10 protein-coding genes are annotated in these 15,125 nt (G+C 46.7%); 1 reads left to right on the top strand and 9 read right to left on the bottom strand.

All coding sequences use genetic code 11. The annotated features are described in order from the left end of the window. Positions 1-40: 40 nt before the first annotated feature. Entirely contained in the window at positions 41-1,270 is a 1,230-nt protein-coding gene (locus tag CLV25_RS10730) for an anaerobic sulfatase-maturation protein (RefSeq protein ID WP_131839653.1), read from the bottom strand. Between the two features lie 72 nt (positions 1,271-1,342). Continuing rightward, on the bottom strand, positions 1,343-2,911 hold the full coding sequence (locus CLV25_RS10725) for a sulfatase family protein (RefSeq protein WP_131839652.1): 1,569 nt from the start codon (positions 2,909-2,911) through the stop codon (positions 1,343-1,345). 762 nt (positions 2,912-3,673) lie between these two features. Here CLV25_RS10725 and CLV25_RS10720 point away from each other — a divergent pair. Continuing rightward, positions 3,674-4,423 (top strand): DUF6261 family protein, encoded by a 750-nt coding sequence (locus tag CLV25_RS10720; protein WP_131839651.1) that lies wholly within the window; start codon positions 3,674-3,676, stop codon positions 4,421-4,423. Between the two features lie 203 nt (positions 4,424-4,626). On the opposite strand, the gene CLV25_RS10715 is transcribed toward CLV25_RS10720, so the two are convergent. The 7 genes from CLV25_RS10715 to mnmD form a co-directional block, all read right to left on the bottom strand. Continuing rightward, the gene (locus CLV25_RS10715) at positions 4,627-5,703 is read right to left on the bottom strand and encodes a Tat pathway signal protein (RefSeq protein WP_131839650.1); all 1,077 of its coding nucleotides are present in this window, start codon (positions 5,701-5,703) and stop codon (positions 4,627-4,629) included. Positions 5,704-6,294: 591 nt separating this feature from the next. Then, positions 6,295-8,316: a ComEC/Rec2 family competence protein gene (locus CLV25_RS10710; RefSeq protein ID WP_165877064.1), complete on the bottom strand. Its 2,022-nt coding sequence runs from the start codon at positions 8,314-8,316 to the stop codon at positions 6,295-6,297. Between the two features lie 154 nt (positions 8,317-8,470). Further along, a complete protein-coding gene (gene carB, locus CLV25_RS10705) occupies positions 8,471-11,698 on the bottom strand; it encodes a carbamoyl-phosphate synthase (glutamine-hydrolyzing) large subunit (protein ID WP_131839648.1) in 3,228 nt (1,075 codons plus the stop codon). Between the two features lie 39 nt (positions 11,699-11,737). Beyond that, positions 11,738-12,820, bottom strand: a complete 1,083-nt coding sequence (gene carA, locus CLV25_RS10700) for a glutamine-hydrolyzing carbamoyl-phosphate synthase small subunit (protein WP_131839647.1) — start codon at positions 12,818-12,820, stop codon at positions 11,738-11,740. Positions 12,821-13,127: 307 nt separating this feature from the next. Then, on the bottom strand, positions 13,128-13,607 hold the full coding sequence (locus CLV25_RS10695) for a methylglyoxal synthase (protein WP_394345239.1): 480 nt from the start codon (positions 13,605-13,607) through the stop codon (positions 13,128-13,130). 186 nt (positions 13,608-13,793) lie between these two features. Continuing rightward, positions 13,794-14,168 carry a metalloprotease family protein gene (locus CLV25_RS10690; RefSeq protein WP_394345240.1) on the bottom strand — a complete coding sequence of 125 codons (375 nt, stop codon included), beginning with the start codon at positions 14,166-14,168 and terminating at the stop codon, positions 13,794-13,796. A gap of 250 nt (positions 14,169-14,418) precedes the next feature. Continuing rightward, positions 14,419-15,102: a tRNA (5-methylaminomethyl-2-thiouridine)(34)-methyltransferase MnmD gene (gene mnmD / locus CLV25_RS10685; RefSeq protein WP_131839645.1), complete on the bottom strand. Its 684-nt coding sequence runs from the start codon at positions 15,100-15,102 to the stop codon at positions 14,419-14,421. Positions 15,103-15,125 lie beyond the last annotated feature (23 nt).

Genomic DNA, 15,125 nt, shown 5'->3' with positions numbered 1-15,125 from the left:
ACCCCATCTGCCTTTTTGCTTTATACCTTACATTATATACCTACTTCATTCCCCTATTTACCCAACTCATCACATTAGCTGGTGGGCGTTGGTTTTCGTACTCCTCCTTCATGTAGTCCATGTAGGGCCGAACGTGGTCGAAGAACTTGTAAAACCCGTTACAGAGATAGTTCAGCCCCGGCTCGCCATACTTATCGGTAATAAAACGATTCTTGGGACACTCGCCGTAGCAAGCAAACAGGTATCGGCACTCCCTGCACTGGCGAGGAAGCGATGTAAACTTGTTGCTGCCAAAGCGCTGCTGCTTGTCGGAATACATCATCGAGGTGAGGTTCTGCGAGTAGATGTTTCCAATCTTAAACTCGGGGTAAACGAAGTGGTCGCACGAGTACACATCGCCGTTGAACTCCATTACGCCGGCATGCCCGCAGGTCTTCGCCAGGGTGCAAACGCCCGGTGGCTGGCCTACCCAGTTGGCAAGGGTCGAATCGAACAGCTGAATGTAGATGCTGCCCACATCCTTTCGTACCCACTCGTCGAATATCTTAAGGTAGAAGTTGGCAAACTCATCAGGGTCTACCGTATATGGGGCGACCTCTGCAATACCCGATTCTGTCGGGCTCGAGAACTTCAATCCGTTATCGTTACTAGAGATACGCTCTACGATTGGCGAGAATTGGATGAACTGACATCCGATCTCCTTAAAGAAGTTGTACACCTCCAAAGGATGCTTCACGTTATCGCTATTGATAACGGCCATGGCGTTAAACTCCACCTGATGCTTCTTCAGCAGCTCTACTCCGCGCATCACCTGGTCGAAGGTGGAGTGCCCCTGCTTCGAGCGTCTATGCTTATCGTGGAATTCGCGAGGACCATCTATAGATATCCCCACAAGGAAGTTGTTCCGCTTAAAGAACTCGCACCACTCGTCGGTAAGCAGCACCCCGTTGGTTTGGATGGAGTTGTCGATTGGGCGTCCTCCTCCGTACTTCTTCTGCAGGTCTAGCGCCTTTTGGTAGAACTTTATGGGGCGCATAAGCGCCTCGCCGCCATGCCAGGTAAAGAGCACCTCGGCCTTGGTTTGCGAGCGGAGGTAATCCTTAATGAACCGCTCGAGCAGCTCCTCGCTCATGAAGTGCTTTGCGGTGTTGGCGTAGAGGTTTTCCTTTTCGAGGTAGTAGCAGTAGCTACAGTCGAGGTTGCATATCGACCCAACAGGCTTAAGCATTACGTAGAGATGCCTTGCAAATGGGGCAATTGTCTTATTCATTACGATAAATGGCTAATTAGGGCATCAAAGAAAGCAAAAAAGAGGAAGAAACCTTCCCCTTTTTATGGTAATTTACTTTTTATCAAACTTCTCCATCAGCTCCTTGGTCAGCGAATCGGGGATCTTGTACTCCACCTTTAGCTGCTCGAGCTTCTTAAGAAGCATCTTCTTTACATCGGCATAGGCAGGGTTGCTGTACTGGCTATGCATCTCCTTTGGGTCTTTATCTAGATCGAAGAGCTCCCACTCGTTGGTGGTGTAGTAGTGAATAAGCTTGTACCTATCGGTACGCACCCCGTAGTGCCTTGCCACACCATGCTCGCCGATATGGTCGTAGTAGTGGTAGTAGAGCGCATCGCGCCACTTCACCTTCTTGCCCTCGAGCAAGGGCAGCATGCTCTTCCCCTGCATCTCCTTAGGAGCCTTAATGCCTGCCGCCTCTAGCAAGGTTGGGGCAAAGTCGATGTTCTGCGTAAGCTGATCGATCGTTATCCCCTTCTTGATGCCGTTAGGCCAGCGCATCAGCAGCGGCATGCGGAACGACTCCTCGTACATCCAGCGCTTGTCGAACCAGCCGTGCTCGCCCAGGTAAAAGCCCTGATCGGCGCAGTACACCACAATGGTATTCTCCTCGAGGTTGTTCTCCTTAAGGTAGTCCAGTATTCTACCAATATTATCGTCAACCGCGGCAACGCAGCGCAGGTAGTCCTTCATGTAGTGCTGGTACTTCCATCGCACCAAATCCTTACCCTTTGGCCTTTCGATAAGGAACTTGTAGATCTCGGGGCCATAGGCCTTGTTCCAGGCCTCCTTTTGGGCAGGGGTCATCCTTTCGTAGCCTCCAACCTTATCCCAATAGTCTTCGCCCATCGGAACCTTCAGGTCGTAGCCCATGTGCATGTGCTTGTCGATACCCATCTTATGCTGCGAGGCAGGCGTAGCGCGGTCGCTGTAGTCGTCGAAAAGGGTTTCGGGTTCGGGGATGGTGTCGTTGGCGTACATGGTGAGGTACTTTGGCCCGGGCATCCACGAACGGTGAGGCGCCTTAAAGTTGCAAACCAGCAGGAAGGGCTGGTCGGGGTTCGACTGGCGCTTTAGGAAGTCGAGCGCTAAATCGGTGGTAACCTCCTCGGAGTAGCCTTCGATCTGAACCGGACCTTTTGCCGTTAGGTAGTCGGGATTGTAGTAGCTGCCCTGACCTGGATATACCATCCACTCGTCGAAGCCTGCCGGATTGCTTCCCAAGTGCCACTTCCCAAAGATACCGGTTCTGTAGCCGTTGCTACGAAGCAGCTTGGGGAAAGTTACCTGTGCTGTATCAATTGCATCCCACGTAAGCACCCCATTTTTGTGGCTATGCTTGCCCGTAAGCGCACAGGCGCGGCTGGGGGTGCTAATGGAGTTGGCGCAGTAGTTGTGCGTAAAGATGGCACCATCGTTGGCAATGCGGTCGATGTTTGGTGTTTTGTTGACGATAGAGCCATAGGCGCTGATAGCCTGGTAGGCATGGTCGTCGCTCATCATAAAGATGATGTTTGGCCTACGGTTCGGCTTCTTCTCGGCTTGCCCATTCTTAGACAGCGCGGGGGTTACGATCCCCATGGAGCAAAGTCCGAGCGTGGTTAGCTTCGTGTAATTCATTTGGTTGTGCTTTAGTAACAGAATCAAAGATGCGTATCTTTTGCTGAATGCGGCAACTTTTCGGCCTGCTTTTAGGCTTTTTTTACCCAAGCAAAAAGACGTCCAGCCACACGGCATACCCGCTGACGATGTGCAAATTACACACCAGGCAGCATGCCAATACTCCGTAGCAGACAGGAGCCACAATCTGGCAGGTTGAATAGTTCACCAAAATTCCGCTACCGGTAGGCTGCTGCCGCCCATAGCCTAGCCGTGACCTCGCCCTTCATAACCCACCACTTGCATCGTCTAAAGGCCAAAGGGCAATCTATTCCCGGCGCCGGGAAACCCCCAACCACACCCAAAAAGACAATTCACGGCGCCGGGATTCAACCAAACACAATAGCACACAATACTCCCGCCGCCGTGTATGCATTAAAGCAATGCGAAAACAAATCAACAGGCACGCGCATATGATAATCACACCAAATCAGCCCATTCACGGTGCCGTGATCTCATAACCACAATGCAAAACCTAATTCACGGCGCCGTGAATTCAATAATCAAGTTAAAATAGCCCATTCGCGGCGCCGTGAACATCCTTTCCTGCACGCCGTACCCCTTCGCGGAGCCACGATAAGCCCTACCCCCATTCCCGCACCCCCTGCGCAGCGCTGTTCAGCCGATCCTCAGGCAGCATCAGCTAAAATAGTTTCACAGTAAAGGATATTTAACCGTTCTTTCTTTATAAATTTAGGGCGGTACCCACTCATTTATTTGCTCATGATCAAAGGATTCTTCTACCACGATATGCGGATACTCGAGAAAGCGCTATTTGCCGAAAAGATGCTCCAAATCGTTAAGCGCGATCAGGATCAGGATGCCGAATTTGCGCTGCTCGTACAGGATATGGAGGGTAAGGTCGAAACCCTGAACCAGGCGCTGCAAAAGGTGAGCAACGCCAGCATCAGCAGCCTGGTAAAAAAGGATGATGCCCAGCGCGACAAGGGCATCTCGAACCTGCGCCGCTACGCGCAAACGTGCGCCGCCCGAAAGAACGAAGCCTGGGCCAGCGCCGGCCAGCAGCTAGTTTACGCCATTAAGGCCGTGGGCTGGACGATGAACCGCAAAGGCAACAAGGAGGAGACTAACCTGGTAGATACGCTGCTCAACATGCTGGAAACGCACCCCCACCTAAAGCAGGCCATCGAAACGATAAACGCACAGGAGTGGGTGGAGGAGATCCGCGAAGGGCAGGCCAGCTACATCCTGCACAAGGAGCAGCAAACGCAGGCCAAGCCTCCCAAAAGCAGGGTAAGCTCGCAGGAGGCAGCCCGGGTGCTAGGCTTCGCCATCGACAAGATGGGGCGCTACATCAACTTTCATATCGAATTTAGGAATAACGAAACCTACAAGGCTATGGCCTCGTCGCTAAACCACATCATAGCCGAATTCAGGGCAACGCAAAAGCAGCGCGCCACGCGCTCGCGCAAGAAAAGGGAGGGCAAGAGCAGCCGCAACACAGAGGAGTAGCCCGCTAAGGCGCACCATAAAAGAAGCGTCCACCCCGGTAGCACGGGATGGACGCTTTTCTTATGCTTGGCTGAAGCGCAACGGCGTTCAGCAGAGGAAACAGGTTATGTAGGCCATGCTCTTCCACGTTCTCTATTCGGAGGAGGCCTACCTCAACGTACCCACAAAGCGGAACGCTAGCGAATGGGCAGGAAGCCCAACTGCTACTTTAGCTCGGCGCTTACCGCCTTTAGCTCGTCGAGGGTTGGCTGCGCAAAGAGCGACACCCCCTTGGCGCCACCTTCAATAGCCATACGAACGCCCAGGCGCAGCTCGTCGATACTCTTAAAACCGCTCAGGAAAAGGCCGGCGTAAATCGGCTTCTTGTTACCCATAAAGTCTACGCCCTCGCGCACCGCCGTACGAATCCACGAAGGTTGCTCGTCGTAGAAGCTGTGGTACACCATTGGGCAAACAGCATCTATGGGGAAGCGTACCCAATCCTGACGAACCAGCCTACGGGCCACCTCGGGCGTTGGGAATACCGCAGCCGATACGGGCTTACGGTAGCTGTGAGCCACCTGGCATACCTTGGCAACAATGTCAACCACCTGCTGGTAGCGGAAGGCTCGCCACGATGGCGACTGATCAGGGAACTGCATCGTAAGCGGGTCTACCCCATTATGGCTATCGGCATAGGCCTTACGGCATCGCTCGCAGTAGCAGAAATCATACTCGCCATGCTCCTCCTTCTGCTCTATGCCGTACCCCTTCCAAAGGGTAACCGGAAGCACCACATCGCAGAAGCGCACGTAGTCGAGGTGAACGCCATCGATGTAGTCCTTCTTGCAAAGCGCCTCCACCTCGCGGGCAAGCGTATCGGCCACTCCTGGATAAGAGGGGCACATCCATCGGTAGTAGTTCACGTAGGGTGGATTTTCGGCGGTTGACTTTCCGGTACGGCTCACAGCAGCCATCTCGGGATGACGGGCCAGAATGTCGCCCCTATTCATGGTCCACATCCATCGATGCGCCTCTAGGCCGTGCCTTTTGGCGCTCCTAAACGCCTTTTCGACATCCGACTCGAAGAAAACTCCGGTAACGCCATACTTGGCCCAAATCGAAAATAGGGAATCGTACTGCTGAACGGTAGTTGCCTGAGATGGATTCATCCAAATCCATAGCTTTTTGGCACCTTTCATATCGGCAATATGAGACGAAGCGGCATGCTTGCCTCTTTTCTGCGCGCATAGTAGCATTGGTAGTAGGAGCAATAGCGCGACTAGCTTTAGGTGTTTCATACGAACTGCTTGATTTTAAATAGCAGCATGGCCCATAGAGGTTCATGCTTCCGGTTTGAATAATAGTGTTATTGTAGCACGTCCTGTGCTTTTCGTGCTAGCAAAAATACAAACCAAAGTACATTCATTTGCCTAATTAAAAAAGAAAAGAGGACCGATTCTCATCGTCCTCTTTGTTCTTAGCTCAATAAATGTGTCTTAACCAATATTCTAACATATGAAAACGAGCCAAGCAGTATCTTAGATGCTTACGCAGTACACTCTTACTTGCTTTATAAAGGAGAATTGAAGCGATTTGCTTAAAGGGGAAGGGGCTTACAAATTGTAAGCGTTATGTCAACCTTCGCTGTCTTACATCCCACTTCAAAACACGGCTCGAAAATAAGTAAAAGTTTCTAGGTATCGCCTTGCTTAACCATGTTTAACAGCTCCATTGTTACACTTTGTAATCTTTCTCGTGAGTTTGTGTAAAAGATTAAAACATTTGAAGCCACTCTAGCTTCTTAATTGCTTTCTTGTCGACACGATGTACAGTAGCATTATGCTATAGTAATCAAGCATCGCCCTAAAGAAGCAACGCAATACCATAAATTACAAATTGACAACAAAAGCCCCATTTTTGCTTACATCGTAAAAAGGTATTTGTCCTTGCAGACATTTATGGGTCCACTTATCAGACAAATATTTCGAGGCAGAGCCGTCGATTACCACAAACTTAGGTCTAATATACTTAAGCAGCTCATCCGGGTTGCCCCGCGTCTTTCTACAAACAACAAGGTAGTCAACGGCAATAGGAGGATCTGTCGTTCTCTTTTTTACTATTTGTTTGGAGCAAACGTATAGCACTTTTCCGGCAAAAGAGCACCAGCCACGACTATACCTCCAATCGTGCTTACTTATAGAATCCTCGAAATCCACAAATTCCACATCATTGGATGCTGCTCTTCCCCATTTTAGCAGCGACTGATCCATAAAATTGTAGCTGTACCCATCTCGAACAGAATCGCACAGGCAACGGCTGCGCTCTCCGCTACTCATAAGAATAGCGGTTCCTCCACGCATGGCATACACAACCAAAATTGGCCTTCGTTCCTTAATCTTGCTAAAGGCAACCCCTGCTGTAACTATAACCATCAACATTAGCGATAGCAGTACTAGTTTGGCTTTTCGGTAAAGCATAAAGACAAAAAACAACATAAATGCCACAAAAAGAAGTAGCATCTGCCAACGTTCGAAGTAAATGCTCGATAGTACGCCTCCCGGAATATGCTCAATAAACGAAACCGAACTATTGGTTAGCTTCAACAGCCAAATCAGTATTGCAGCAAGCAAATTAGCCCCCCAACTCCACCACGAGATTGAAAGCAGCACCAACCCTCCATAAATAATCATGGTTGTAAGTGGAATAAGAATAATATTGGTGAGCAAAAAGACCAACGGAAACTGATGGAAGTAGTAAACAGTAAGCGGCAACGTTAGAATTTGCGCAGCTAGCGATACTGCAACAAGATCGTACCCCCACCGAAATATCCTATTATGTGGAGCCCATCTACCCAAGAAAGGATAAAAGAGCAGTATTGATATAACAGCTGCATATGAGAGCAAAAAGCCTACATCATAGAGCGAAAAAGGGTTGTACAAGAGCAAAACTATAAACGAAGCAGCAACCAAATTAAAAATGTTGTGGCTTCTATTCAACATCTTCCCCACCAGTATAAATGTGAACATAACGGTAGCCCTCACAATAGAAGGGGAGAATCCAGCCACAAAAGCGAATACCCAAAGCGCAAGAAGTATGATGACATTCTTGAATATGCCTCCAATCCTACCTCGCATAAAGAAAAGTAACCACACTAGAACTATATAGTACAGCGCAACATGCATACCAGACACAGCTAGTATATGCATTGCCCCTATGTTGGCATACATTGTTTTAAGGTTCCCATCAAGAAATTGCTTATCACCAATCATTAAAGCAAGGACAACACCTAGTTCAGCTCCTTCAAAACCGAACTGCCTAAATGTTTGAAGGGTATAGCGCTGTAGAAAATAGGCCAACTTCAATATCGGATTAACCTTGGCCTGCCCTATAGGCAAAATACAGCCTTTCGATATAAAAGCAGATGCGTATACGCCTTGGCGAGCATAGTAGTCCTTAAAGCTAAATTCGTAAGGATTCTTAGGTGGATCTATTGATGTAACTCGTGCCCGAACCCGCAAAATGGATGCATAGTTTGGAATGACAGTATCTCTACTGTAGGTAATTGCTTTTGTCCCGACCAATATCTTAAGATGTTGTGGAGCATCTACAACTTTCGATGTCCACCGAGATCCATACCTTGTTTCAACTGGGTTGTCATCAACCTGAATGGTTAGGAAAGTTTTCTCATCAAATGAACCGTCAACTAGCCTAGATTTTGTGATACTTACATAGGCAGCACCTAACGAGAAGAATAGAAGAAATGCGCCTGCACCAAATACCCAGCGGTGGCTATACCGCAGCGAGTTATATCCCCAAAACATTACAAGTAGCGCAAAGGGTGAAATTAGCAACCAGTAATGCCACAAAAAGGTTACCTCTGTTGCTAATGCAATGCCGAGACTAAAAGCCACGGCAACTTTCAGGATTGGTAATAATCTTAATGGTTCAACGAGTGCTCTCATTGCGAAAAAATGAGTGGTTCTCAATAGTTTTCTCAATCCTAAATATATAAAAAAGCCGGAAATCAAAACAATTTCCGGCCTTTTTGTGCTGATAAATATGCTGTTAACGATACTCGTCCCAGCTCTTAATTTTTAGATCATCCAAATCATACTTGCAAATGGCGTACACAAATGCGCTTGCCAAACGTGCGTTGGTGATTAGCGGAATGTTGAAATCTACCGCGCTACGACGAATGGTGTAGTCGTTTGCCAACTCTGTTTTGGTAAGGTTCTTTGGAATATTTATCACCAAGTCAATCTTCTTTTCACGAAGATAGTCTAGCGTATTTGGCTTAGCATCCTCATCTGGCCAGTGAAGAACGGTTGCTTGAATTCCATTATCGTTCAGGAATTGAGCCGATCCTCTAGTTGCAAATAGGTTATAGCCCTTATCTCGAAGCATGCGGGCGCTGTTCAGCAGCTCAATCTTTGAGCGAGCATCACCCGTGGAAAGAAGAATATTCTTCTTTGGCACACGATATCCCACCGATAGCATCGCCTTAAGCAGCGTCTCGTAGTAGTTTTCGCCAATGCAACCAACCTCTCCTGTCGATGCCATGTCTACACCAAGTACAGGGTCGGCTTTAGAAAGACGCGAGAACGAGAACTGAGATGCCTTAACACCAATATAATCTAGTTCGAAAATTGACTTATCAGGACGCTGAACCTCCATTCCGAGCATCACCTTAGTTGCCAACTCAATGAAGTTCACTTTTAGCACCTTCGATACGAATGGGAAGCTACGCGATGCGCGCAGGTTACACTCAATCACCTTAATATCGTTATCCTTTGCAAGGAACTGCATATTAAATGGTCCGGTGATATTAAGCGCCTTTGCAAGCTGACGAGCGATTTTCTTTATGCGTCGTGCCGTTTCAAAGTAAATCTTTTGTGCAGGGAAAACCATTGTAGCATCGCCAGAGTGTACCCCGGCAAACTCAATATGCTCGCTGATAGCGTAGGCAATTACCTCACCCTTGTTTGCAACTGCATCAATCTCAATTTCCTTAGCATTCTCAATGAATTCTGTTACTACAACAGGGTACTCCTTCGATACATTCGCCGCAAGCTTAAGGAAGTGCTCCAGTTCGAAGTGGTTCGACACCACATTCATGGCAGCACCCGAAAGCACATATGAAGGACGAATAAGCACAGGGAATCCAACCTCGTCAACAAACTTATGAATATCGTCCATCGAGGTAAGTTCCTTCCAACGTGGCTGATCTATCTTAAGCTCATCAAGAAGCGAGGAGAACTTGTGGCGATTCTCTGCTCGGTCGATGTCAACCGGCGAGGTTCCAAGTACCGATACCTGTTGGTCGTATAGCTTCATAGCCAAATTATTGGCAATCTGCCCCCCCGTAGATACAATTACCCCTTGAGGAGTCTCGAAATCGATGATATCCATCACCCTTTCAAAGGTAAGTTCATCGAAGTAAAGACGGTCGCAGGCATCGTAATCGGTAGAAACCGTTTCGGGGTTGTAGTTAATCATTACCCCACGAAGCCCCTGCTTACGAACGGTTTGAAGAGCATTTACCGAACACCAGTCGAACTCTACTGAGCTTCCAATACGATAAGCGCCGGAGCCAAGCACCACAACCGATTGGTTATCGTTTGGCTGTTCGATATCATTTTCAGAAGCGTTGTATGTTATATACAGGTAGTTAGTTTTTGCAGGATATTCAGCAGCAAGCGTATCAATCTGCTTGATGTAAGGTAATATTCCTAATCCCTTACGATACTTACGAACCTCAAGAAGTCTATCCTGCATCGAACGCTCCTCATCCTTAATCACAAATCTGGCGATTTGGAAATCGGAGAATCCCTTTCGCTTAGCATCCTTCAGGATGTCAGCAGGAACGCTTTCGATCTTACTATATTCTTGTAAATCTTTCTTAGTATCGAAAATCGACTTTAATTTAACGAGGAACCACTTGTCTATTTTGGTCAGATCGTGTACCCTATCTATATCGTATCCTGCAGCAAAAGCGGCAGCAATGCTATACACGCGCATATCGGTTGGCTCAGAAAGCGCCTTGTCTATATCGTCGAACACGAGGTCGTTGTTGCCAACAAAACCGTGCATACCCTGACCAACCATTCGAAGTCCCTTTTGGATAGCCTCCTCGAAGGTACGACCGATGGACATTACTTCTCCTACTGACTTCATGCTAGAGCCAATCTCCTTAGATACGCCGATAAACTTATTTAAATCCCAACGAGGAATTTTACAAACGATGTAATCTAGAGCAGGCTCGAAGAATGCAGTAGTAGTTTTGGTAACCGCATTCTTTAGCTCATGCAAGCCATAGCCTAAGCCAAGCTTCGCAGCAACGTGCGCCAGCGGATAACCCGTGGCCTTAGAAGCAAGTGCCGAAGAGCGCGAAAGACGAGCATTAACCTCGATAACGCGGTAATCCTCTGAGTATGGATCGAGCGCATATTGAACGTTACACTCGCCCACAATGCCCACCTTGCGAACAATCTTTATGGCAATACGGCGAAGCTTATGATACTCGGCATTGGTAAGCGTTTGCGATGGAGCAACAACGATACTTTCACCCGTATGGATTCCAAGCGGGTCGAAGTTCTCCATGTTACAAACCGTAATACAGTTGTCGAATCGGTCGCGAACCACTTCGTATTCTACCTCTTTCCAACCCTTGATCGATTCCTCGACAAGGATTTGTGGAGAGTACGAGAATGCTTTATCGGCAAGTTTAAGCAGTTCATCGCGGTTATCGCAAAAACCCGAACCTTGACCTCCAAGCGTATAAGCAGCACGAACAATAATTGGGAAACCTAGTTCTTCCGAAGCCTTAAGTGCTTCTTCAACTGAAGTACAAGAGATGCTTCGAGGGGTCTTAACATCAATCTCGTGGAGCAAGTCGGCAAAAAGCTGGCGGTCTTCGGTATTTTTGATCGCTTGAACCGGTGTTCCAAGAACCTCGATACCATACTTTGCCAAAACGCCCGAATCGAAAAGCTCCGTACCGCAGTTAAGGGCAGTTTGTCCACCGAAAGAGAGCATAATCCCATCTGGACGCTCCTTTTCGATAACCTTCTCTACAAAATATGGAGTTACAGGAAGGAAGTAAATTTTATCTGCAACACCCTCGGAAGTTTGAACGGTTGCAATATTTGGGTTAATCAGCACCGATTGGATTCCCTCTTCCTTGAGAGCCTTTAGAGCCTGTGAACCAGAGTAGTCGAACTCGCCAGCCTCTCCAATTTTAAGGGCACCCGAACCCAGTACGATTATCTTTTTAAATTTCTTTATTTCGCTCATTATCTGATGTCGAATATCGGTTAAACGGCAAAAACGTTGCTATTCGGCTTTGAAAGCCTCAATGTTGCGGATGAAATCATCGAACAAAAATTCGGTATCAGTTGGGCCACTCGAAGCTTCGGGGTGGAACTGAGCCGAGAAGATACGCTTTGTTTTGTGGCGCACACCCTCGTTTGTACCGTCGTTTAGGTTGATGAAGTAAGGCTCCCAATCGCCGCTCAAGGTGTTGTTGTCAATAGCAAAACCGTGGTTTTGTGAAGTTACGAACGCCCTGTTTGTCCCAACCTGAAGAACTGGCTGATTATGACTGCGGTGACCATACTTCAACTTGTAGGTATTTGCTCCAGATGCTAAAGAAAGCAATTGATTGCCAAGACAAATTCCCATAATAGGCTTATCCTGGGTAATTGCCACCTTTAAGTGGTTGATGGTTGCCTCGCACATCTTAGGGTCGCCTGGTCCGTTTGAGATAAACAGCCCATCATACTCCTCATTTAGGAAATTGTAGTTCCAAGGAACACGAACAACCGTCACATCTCGCTTAATAAGGTTACGAATGATGTTGTTCTTAACGCCACAATCAACCAAAACTACCCGATGCCGCCCTTCTCCGTAAATCTTAACATCTTTAGTGCTGACTTGGTCTACAAGGTTCTCCTTGTTAGGATCACGGAAGGCAATATCCTCTCCTTCGAAAACGATTTTGCCCATCATGGCACCCCTTTCACGAAGAATTTTGGTTAACGCCCGAGTGTCAATCCCGGTAATTCCGGGCACCTTGTTCCGCTTAAGCCAGTCACCTAAGCTTTCGTTAGCATTCCAATGGCTGTACTCCTCAGAGTAGTCAGAGATGATCAATCCATCGATGTGGAGCTGATCGGACTCGTAAAATTTAAAGAGATTATCCTCTTGGTTGGCACCCGGAACACCATAGTTTCCGATAAGAGGATAGGTGAGGACTAGAAGTTGACCTCGGTAAGAAGGGTCGGTGAGGCTCTCGGGATATCCGGTCATGGCAGTATTGAAAACTACCTCACCTGCTGAGCATCCTTCGTAGCCAAAAGACTTACCGATGAATTCAGTGCCGTCCTCCAGAACAAGCTTAACGTTTTTAAGATCCATTGAAGCGTTTAATAAAGTTACGGAGGGCCTTTCGCAATGAAAAACCTTGTAAACTTACGGCTTTATGGGAGAAAGTAAAAGACGACTTATTTTTAACAACAGAGAATCAACCCATCAAAACATTGACTACCCGTGTTTTATAAAAACAAACATCTCAACTCGATTAGGAGAGTTTAACGGATTAAAAGCACGTTAAACGTTGACTTAAGACTAGTTATAAAAGGGAATCTGCGAAAAAGCAAAATGCCCTAAAACAAGAAAAGCTGCCCTTTCGAGCAGCAGCTTGTTTACGATACCTAATGAAAGGCTACAGATCGATCTTACGGCTGATGTAACTCGAGTAATCGTACACCTTTGGAGTATACTCCTTGCTCAGGATAGGTGATGTTACAATAAAATCGGCAGTTGAACGATTTTGAGCGGTTGGAATGTTGTAAACCGACGCAATACGTAGCAAAGCCTTAACATCTACATCGTGTGGTTGCGCGTGCATGGCATCCCAAAAGAAAATAAGCACGTCAATTTTACCTTCTGCAATCATCGAACCTAGCTGCTGATCGCCCCCTAGAGGACCGGATTTTAATCGGCTTATCGAAACCTTATCGATAGCCTCATCGCCATACTTGTGACGGAGCGCATCTTCAATCATTCGACCCGTTGTTCCAGTACAGATCAAATCGTGACCGACTAAGCTTTCTGAATTCTTTTCAACCCACTGAATCATATCTTTTTTACAGTTATCGTGGGCTACTAGTGCGATACGTTTTTTCGCCAGCATTTTTCTCATAAATAGTTGTTTATATCACTTCACAAGATACCATATAACCTTCATAATGCTTTCTATGCACGTAGACTTTTAACAAAGTTTAATCGGGTTAACAGTTGGTTGTTTTATAGTAAAAGCTCCACCAAATGATCGCAATACGATTTAAATAAGCCTCCACTCAGTATTGGGTTTTAACTTAAAATTTTGCTACTCATCGAGCACATCATCTTCTACGGCAATCCCCTCGCGAGATGGGAGCTCGCTTACTGCATTTCCTGATTTTAGATGCCGCATTTCCCAAAGAAGAACAAGATCGCCAACCGATGCTATTGTAAAAAGAAAACCGAAGATAAATATTGTAGGATGGTTAATTACGATCCCCCATATTAAAGGAAAGAAGCCCACAATTAGATGGGGCAATATCAGCGCAATACGGTAGTATTTTACACCGGCAGGAATATCCCTATCGCCGCACTTCATAAGCTGTCCTAAATTAAATCCATACCAAAAAGTTGACATTGGAAACTTACAAAATATGGCAAGCGTAAGCCTATAGAAAAATTCGTTTAAAAAAAGCCCCATCAAAACTAAAGGAACCCCCATGTATGAGAAAAACTTTTGCACTCCCCATATAAGAGGATCTACCCCCCAAATGGAATAATACAAAAATCCACATAATGAAACTATTACCACAAAAGGCAATCCAATATAAGAGAGCTTTATCTCGCTTAAAGTTAACTCGTGCTTTCCTGTATTATTAGCTGTAAACATAACCATTCTATTTGGCAATGAATTTAACGCAAATTCATCCAACACGCAATGGTTAATCCAATTATTTTTGAGCTAAAATCATATGTCTTTTACCCTTAGGCCCTGGCAATCTCTTAACATTAAATCCCGATTCTCTTAAATTATTTTTAACAAACCCTTTGGATGAATAGGTTACCAGCACGCCACCAGCATTCATAGTCTTGTAAATCCTTTCGAAGACCTGTAACGACCAAAGCTGGGGCTGCAAATCGGGAGCAAAAGCATCAAAGAAAACAACATCAATTTCTGCAGATGGGCTGTACTCAACCAGATCGACCTCTACTTTTTGCAGAGTAAAGCAAGGATCGAGTTCAACCTTGCTATTCCAAGGCGCACTATGAAGGGCGTTGAAATATTTTTCTCTATCTAGTTCGACCTGCTCGGGATAGGTAAACTTTTCAACAATATTCAACGGTAAAGGGTAGCGCTCAACGGAAGTGTAGTTCACCTTAGTAGCGTTACAAACGGCAAACTGATAGGCCAACATAGCGTTAAGGCCCGTACCAAAGCCAACCTCAAAAACATTAACCTCTCGCCCAGCGAATGGTGCAAGCCCTGCATCTATATAAACATGAAGCGCCTCGGCTATTGCTCCATTTATAGAATGGTAATGCTCAATCCCTCCATCAATCGAGAGCGTCTGTGAACCATCGGTAGTTTCCACAACATGGACACGCTCTTGCAAGTATTCACTATCAAACTCCATCTATCGCCGATTATTTGTGGCTA

The sequence above is a fragment of the Acetobacteroides hydrogenigenes genome, from assembly GCF_004340205.1.
Classification (GTDB): Bacteria; Bacteroidota; Bacteroidia; order Bacteroidales; family ZOR0009; genus Acetobacteroides; species Acetobacteroides hydrogenigenes.
This window is presented reverse-complemented; position numbering and strand designations above follow the sequence as displayed.

What these genes read in the sequence shown, in the direction of transcription:
- CLV25_RS10715 (WP_131839650.1), bottom strand. Translation starts at nt 5,703, where the DNA reads ATGAAACACCTAAAGCTAGTCGCGCTATTGCTCCTACTACCAATGCTA.
- CLV25_RS10690 (WP_394345240.1), bottom strand. Translation starts at nt 14,168, where the DNA reads ATGGGGCTTTTTTTAAACGAATTTTTCTATAGGCTTACGCTTGCCATA.
- CLV25_RS10730 (WP_131839653.1), bottom strand. Translation starts at nt 1,270, where the DNA reads ATGAATAAGACAATTGCCCCATTTGCAAGGCATCTCTACGTAATGCTT.
- mnmD (WP_131839645.1), bottom strand. Translation starts at nt 15,102, where the DNA reads ATGGAGTTTGATAGTGAATACTTGCAAGAGCGTGTCCATGTTGTGGAA.
- CLV25_RS10695 (WP_394345239.1), bottom strand. Translation starts at nt 13,607, where the DNA reads ATGAGAAAAATGCTGGCGAAAAAACGTATCGCACTAGTAGCCCACGAT.
- CLV25_RS10725 (WP_131839652.1), bottom strand. Translation starts at nt 2,911, where the DNA reads ATGAATTACACGAAGCTAACCACGCTCGGACTTTGCTCCATGGGGATC.
- carA (WP_131839647.1), bottom strand. Translation starts at nt 12,820, where the DNA reads ATGGATCTTAAAAACGTTAAGCTTGTTCTGGAGGACGGCACTGAATTC.
- carB (WP_131839648.1), bottom strand. Translation starts at nt 11,698, where the DNA reads ATGAGCGAAATAAAGAAATTTAAAAAGATAATCGTACTGGGTTCGGGT.
- CLV25_RS10720 (WP_131839651.1), top strand. Translation starts at nt 3,674, where the DNA reads ATGATCAAAGGATTCTTCTACCACGATATGCGGATACTCGAGAAAGCG.